A 4,976-nucleotide genomic window follows, 5' to 3' on the forward strand; every position below is an offset into this window, starting at 1 on the left:
TATTCTGTTCAATTTTCAAAGACCATTTTCTTTCACAACTTTCGTTGTAACTTTTTGTTTTTTGCTGTCACCCTCAAGCGACTTACTTAGTTTATCACTTGATTTTGATATTGTCAACAACTTTTTTAATCTTTCAAACTCTTTTTTCAAAAGGTTTTTCTCAGATTCTCTTAAGTTGTTTACATGTCTTAGCGACGTGTTTTATCTTAACATAATACTTATAATTTCTATATCTTAATATTTACCATTTATATAATTTATATTCATAATAATACATAATTCATACGAAATTCTCCATTATTCTATTAATGATACACGTGGATAAGTTAATTTGCTTTTATATAAAATCATTGCACATTTTTTAAATTACATATTAGAAATTTATTTAAACACATAAAAATAACTGCCCTTATTCATATTTTTATTTTACTAGTTTGTAAGTTTTATGATAATCTTATATAACTAAACTTACTTGAATCTAGTATAATATTAAAATGCAGTGATCTTTAGGCAGTCATCTTTAATATATATTCTAATTTTTAATTCTTTAACTAAATTAAGCACATGAAAGAATAATAACAAGTTCAAATATGCCATAAATATTTTTCATCAGGCAAGGAGACAAATTACCATCATAGTGGGTCTATTAGGTAACTCTGTAGATGCAGGATGATAGAAAATAGGCTGACAGATAGAGTTATTATTTTTTTGATTGTGCCTTAGCCTTAAGTCACTCAGCAAATAACTTAATTCAAAATACTTTTTAAACATTTCTATTCTAACAAAGTTAATTCATTTAAATATGATTACAAACTGTGTTTAGTGCACACAAATCAATTTTACTAAAAATCATTTGCTCTAACTAAGAACCTATTATATAAATAAAATTATTTATATAATTCTACTATTTCTTATTATGTCCTATTTTCTCTAAAATAATTAATGCCGTATCTTCAATAGCTCTTTCTGTAACATCTATAGTTTTACATCCTATTTTTCTCATTATTTTATCTGCAAATTCAAGTTCTTCTAATACTCTTGCATCTCCTGCATATTCAATATCAGATGTTATTCTGTGGAATTTATCCAATCTCTTTTTTCTTATTTCAATTAATCTAAGTGGATTTATAGTGAGTCCAAATACTTTTTTCTTATCTATTTCATATATTTCATCGGGTACTCCCACCTCTGGCATTAATGGAATATTTATCGCCTTTATACCCTTATTAGCTAAATACATACATAATGGAGTCTTTGATGTTCTTGAGAGACCAACTAATACAACATCTGCATTTTTTAATCCTCTATAGTCTTTACTATCATCATACTGCATTGCAAATTCCATAGCTTCAATTCTTTTAAAATATACTTCATCTGTCTGTCTCATTGCTCCAGGATTATATGTAGGCTGTGATTTTAATATTGTAGATGCTACATTGATTATTGGTCCTAAGACATTCATAACTGATATATTATTTTCCATTGCCTTTTGTGTTAAATGTTCTCTAACGTTAACAGTAATTATTGTTGATACAATTATTACGTTTTCACATTCATCAACAATTCTCATTACATCTTCAATATCTTCTAGTGCTTTCACATATGGAATTCTTTTTACTTCAACCTTTTCTGTAAATTGACTTGCTGCTGCAACTGCAACTTGATTGGCAGTTTCCCCTATAGAATCTGATACTGCTAAAATTGTTAACATACTTTTATACCTTCTTTCTCAATATTTTTACTTTATACCTTAGTTTTTTTATTAAATATACAATATATTTCTTAACCATAATTTTTCTTATTATATGTTGTATATTACCTTATTTCTATATTAAACTAAATCCAACTCATTTAATAGTAGTGAATTTATTTTTGCCATATGTTAAACTTTAATATAGCATTATTATAATTATAATTGGAGGTACTTGTATGAAAAATAAAAAAACATTGACCATATGTTTTCTCCCTTTAATGTGGTTTTTATATGTTTTATTTGAACTTTTCACTGGAAGGATTAATGATTTTGAAACAATTCTCTTTAATGTCATATTAATTTTATTATTTGCACTAGTTGGATTTATCACTTATTCTCTAGGGATTAAACACGAAAACGGATTTACTTCAAATACGTTATTACTTTTATTTGCATTCTTTCTCACACTTGATCAAGGAATAAAACTGTTAATAAAATTATTGTGGTTTAATAACGATTTTCCTATAATTCAAGGAATGCTCTATTTTAGGCCTATAATTAATACAGATGGTTCTTGGCTAAATGCTAGATTTGGTACATCTGTGAGTTTTCCAATTTTAATAACGTTAAATATACTTGCTATTTTTATTTTTGTCGAAGTGTATAGATATTATTTGCATAATGGAAATAAAGATTTTTGGTCTGATATGTGTTTTATTTTTGTGAGCTGTGGTGCACTTTGCTCACTAATTGATAAAGTATTTTATGGTGGAAGCTTAGACTTTATAGGAATAAGTAACTTATTTATTGCGGATATAAAAGATTTATATATAAACTTAGGTATTTTATTTTTTGCTCTTACTATGTTTAACAATGGATATTTATCATCCAATCAAGAAGATACATCCTTTAAAGATGACCTTTTAACTTTTAAAAAGTTTCTTTTATTTATAAAAAAAGATATCTCAAACAAATAGAATTTATTTATTTGAGGAAATTAAAAACTAAAAATTAATAAAAAAATGAATCCCTTGAAATGATTAGAAACCATTTTAAGAGATTCATTTTTTATATAAATACTAAGCAAGTTCTAATTAAAAATTACTTTAAATAAAGTAATTGGTGGCTCACCCGGGAATCGAACCCGGGACACCATGATTAAAAGTCATGTGCTCTACCGACTGAGCTAGTGAACCATATTACCTCGCAATGTCCTACTCTGCCACACAGTCACCCGTGCAGTACCATCGGCGCTATAGACCTTAACTGTCCTGTTCGGAATGGGAAGGAGTGTTACCTCTATGCCATCATTACGAGATCAATTGAAACTTTTACAATTCATCTTTTATTCTAAAATATACTTTAGAATATCTTGTCGAAAACTTGTCTCAACAAGATATTATTATACATAAGAGAATCAAACATGTCAATACTTATTTAAAAAATAAATTTCATTTTATTTTTTTGCTGTATTCTCTTATTAGTTCCACTGATTTTTTAAATTTTCCCAATTCTTCTTTAGTCATGTGTATTTCCACAACTTCCTTAACTCCATCTGCATTTAAAACAGCTGGTACTCCACAAAAAACATCATTTTCTCCATACTCACCATCTAATAATGTAGACACTGGCATTATTTTATTTTCATCATTCATAATAGCTTTAATTATTCCAACTGTAGCTGTTGCTATTCCATAATATGTCGTCCCTTTTCTATTGTATACTTCCCATCCAGCTCTAGCAGTTTCCAAAACTAATTTATCTAAATCCACATCTCCAACTCTATCTTTATTATCTTTCAATATTTCATAAAAAGACTTTCCACCAACTGTTACATGTGACCAAGGTACCATTTGAGAATCTCCATGTTCGCCCATTGAATATCCTTGAACACTACGTGGATCAACATTTAACAAGTTTCCAATAAAATTTTTTAACCTAGCTGAGTCAACAGAAGTTCCAGTACCAATTATATGGCTTTTAGGTAATCCTGATATCTTATAGACATGATATGCTATCATATCTACTGGATTTGATATAACAATAAAATGTCCTTGAAATCCACTCTTCATTATTGGATTTACAATAGATTCTGCTATTTTAACTGATAATGCCAATGTATCTAGACGTGTTTGCCCAGGCTTAGGTGGCGCCCCTGCTGTTATTACTATAATATCAACATCTCCACATTGCTCATAACTTCCTTTAATAATCTTTGTATTTCTGTTTAAGTATTCAATACAATGATTTAAATCCATAACTTCGCCAAGAGCTCTCTCTTCGTTTATATCAAGCATTAATATTTCATCACAAACACCTTGTGTGATTAAACTAAAAGCTGTGCTAGATCCTACTAAACCTGTTCCAACAATTGCAATTTTACTCTTTCTTAAACTCATCCATACTTCTCCTTCAAACTCTAATTATATTAAATAATATAATATCCTTCTTTTAAACTGTTAATACATTATGGTTTTCAATGTTACTCAATACTTTTAATTATGTATTATAAAAAAAATTATTTCAACTTAATAATATAGTTACAAACTCAATTTGATATTAAATAATGTATCTAATTATTAAATTTATTATATAATTTCTAAAAAAGTATCTAACTTTCATTAATAAATTTAAAGTTCACATAATTCACTAAAAATTAAAAATTGTATAAAAAACAAACAGCTCTGGTTTTTATAGGCAACTTTTTTAATTTAAATCTAGGATACTGTTAAAAATAAATAAGCACTCTAGATTTTATAAACCTTCTCAACTTCAAAAAATACATAAATTCATTATAAAACAAAAAAAGATTGCTAAAACTAAATTTAACAATCTTTACCTTGGTGCGTCATCAGGGATTCGAACCCTGGACACCCTGATTAAGAGTCAGGTGCTCTACCAACTGAGCTAATCACGCAAATCTTACCTCGCAACGTCCTACTCTGCCACACAGTCACCCGTGCAGTACCATCGGCGCTATAGACCTTAACTGTCCTGTTCGGAATGGGAAGGAGTGTTACCTCTATGCCATCATCACAAGATATTAGTTTTTCTCAAATCTATGATTGATCGAAAAACTTATATAAATCACGCTAGTGATTTATATTTCTTTGAAAGATTATTCTTTCAAAATTGCACATAACTTTCAATGTATACTTACAACTTGATTATATATTGGTCAAGCCCTCGACCTATTAGTATCAGTCAGCTAAATATGTTACCATACTTACACCTCTGACCTATCAACCTTGTAGTCTTCAAGGGGCCTTACTAGCTTACGCTA

General features: G+C 28.4%; 3 protein-coding genes, 2 tRNA genes and 3 rRNA genes. 1 reads left to right on the plus strand and 7 read right to left on the minus strand.

Going from position 1 to position 4,976, the window contains the following annotated elements; translation table 11 throughout:
• Positions 1–904: 904 nt before the first annotated feature.
• Complete coding sequence (locus CLPUN_RS04115; RefSeq protein WP_077846108.1) at positions 905–1,711, minus strand: pyruvate, water dikinase regulatory protein; 807 nt, start codon at positions 1,709–1,711, stop codon at positions 905–907.
• Positions 1,712–1,929: 218 nt separating this feature from the next.
• Between CLPUN_RS04115 and CLPUN_RS04120 the strand changes: the two genes are divergently transcribed.
• The gene (locus tag CLPUN_RS04120; RefSeq protein ID WP_077846109.1) at positions 1,930–2,670 is read left to right on the plus strand and encodes a signal peptidase II; all 741 of its coding nucleotides are present in this window, start codon (positions 1,930–1,932) and stop codon (positions 2,668–2,670) included.
• Positions 2,671–2,813: 143 nt separating this feature from the next.
• Here the strand turns inward: CLPUN_RS04120 and CLPUN_RS04125 are convergent.
• From CLPUN_RS04125 to CLPUN_RS04150, 6 genes are all read right to left on the minus strand, one after another.
• Positions 2,814–2,889 (minus strand) — tRNA-Lys (locus CLPUN_RS04125).
• Positions 2,890–2,894: 5 nt separating this feature from the next.
• Positions 2,895–3,011, minus strand: a 5S ribosomal RNA gene (gene rrf / locus CLPUN_RS04130).
• 133 nt (positions 3,012–3,144) lie between these two features.
• Positions 3,145–4,092 (minus strand): L-lactate dehydrogenase, encoded by a 948-nt coding sequence (locus tag CLPUN_RS04135; protein WP_077846110.1) that lies wholly within the window; start codon positions 4,090–4,092, stop codon positions 3,145–3,147.
• A gap of 442 nt (positions 4,093–4,534) precedes the next feature.
• Positions 4,535–4,610: transfer RNA gene (locus tag CLPUN_RS04140), tRNA-Lys, on the minus strand.
• A gap of 7 nt (positions 4,611–4,617) precedes the next feature.
• Positions 4,618–4,734, minus strand: a 5S ribosomal RNA gene (gene rrf, locus CLPUN_RS04145).
• Between the two features lie 133 nt (positions 4,735–4,867).
• Positions 4,868–4,976 (minus strand): 23S ribosomal RNA (locus tag CLPUN_RS04150); the annotation flags it as partial.

The organism is Clostridium puniceum (assembly GCF_002006345.1).
Classification (GTDB): Bacteria; Bacillota; Clostridia; order Clostridiales; family Clostridiaceae; genus Clostridium; species Clostridium puniceum.